Origin of the sequence: Pontibacter locisalis (assembly GCF_042684605.1) — a bacterium.
GTDB lineage: Bacteria > Bacteroidota > Bacteroidia > Cytophagales > Hymenobacteraceae > Pontibacter > Pontibacter locisalis.
Genome location: NZ_JBHULU010000019.1, coordinates 1 through 971, shown reverse-complemented (window position 1 = coordinate 971; position 971 = coordinate 1). Strand labels below are relative to the sequence as shown.

1 protein-coding gene is annotated in these 971 nt (G+C 33.0%); it reads left to right on the top strand.

Annotated features, from left to right (window positions below; all coding sequences use genetic code 11):
* Positions 1-81 precede the first annotated feature (81 nt).
* Positions 82-903, top strand: coding sequence for a hypothetical protein (locus ACFSRY_RS13290; RefSeq protein ID WP_377508344.1), 822 nt, complete (start codon positions 82-84; stop codon positions 901-903).
* Positions 904-971: the final 68 nt, after the last annotated feature.

Sequence of the window (971 nt, the reverse complement as noted above, 5' to 3'; positions counted from 1 at the left end):
CGTTAGGGCTTATTTAATATTAAAATTGAGTTTTAGAATTTAGTGACAATTGCTCTGTAATCTTACAATAAGAACGGCTAAATGAAGAAAACAAAATTCACATTTATAATTGCAATATTACTGTTTGGGGCTATTTGCAGTTGTGAATCAGAGCAAAATAAAACAAGGATCCCTTTAGGTACAGAGAAGAGTACTAGCTCAAACTTAAATGATGTCTTATCATACTCTAACAATTTAAATGAAGCCTATCATAACAGAGAGTATGTAACTACATTATACCTGCCCCAATACAATCATAATACTCTTTCTGATAGTATAACTGCTTTAAGCAGGCTACAGATTATTGAAATAAGAAATGCTTCAAAACTTGATTTTAAAGATACATTTCAAAAGCTTGGATTGTTGCCTAAGCTCAATGATATAAAAATCGTTAACAGTAGATTGAAAGCGCTTCCCATCCAAGTATACTTGATGGATGAACTCAGAAGATTAAGCATTGATGATGACAGTTTATCTTTTATTCCTGATGATCTAAAGCTATCAGATAGCTTGGTAGAGTTAAAGCTGAGCAGAAACATAAGAAATCTCGTGTTCAATAAGAGTTACAGGTATATTCGTGAATTAGATTTATCCAATAACCCTGAATTAAAAAAGGTAGATTCTAGTATCATTGAGTTAAAGAACTTGGAAGAACTAAATCTTCAAAATACAGCCATTTCTGACTTGCCTGATGAAGTTACTAAACTAAAGAAACTCAAAATCATAAAGCTGGCTGGAACTCCTTTAGGTGAAGCAGAGCATAACCATCTAAAGAAGACACAATCATTCAACAAACTTTTGCCTTTGTTTGAAAGCAATCCTGATTTAAAAGTTTATTTGGGAGTAAAAATGGAGTACGAATAAAACAAACCCTAACCCTGCACATAAGCCAAGCTTTGGCTACGCCTTGCTCACCTTATGTACTAAACGTT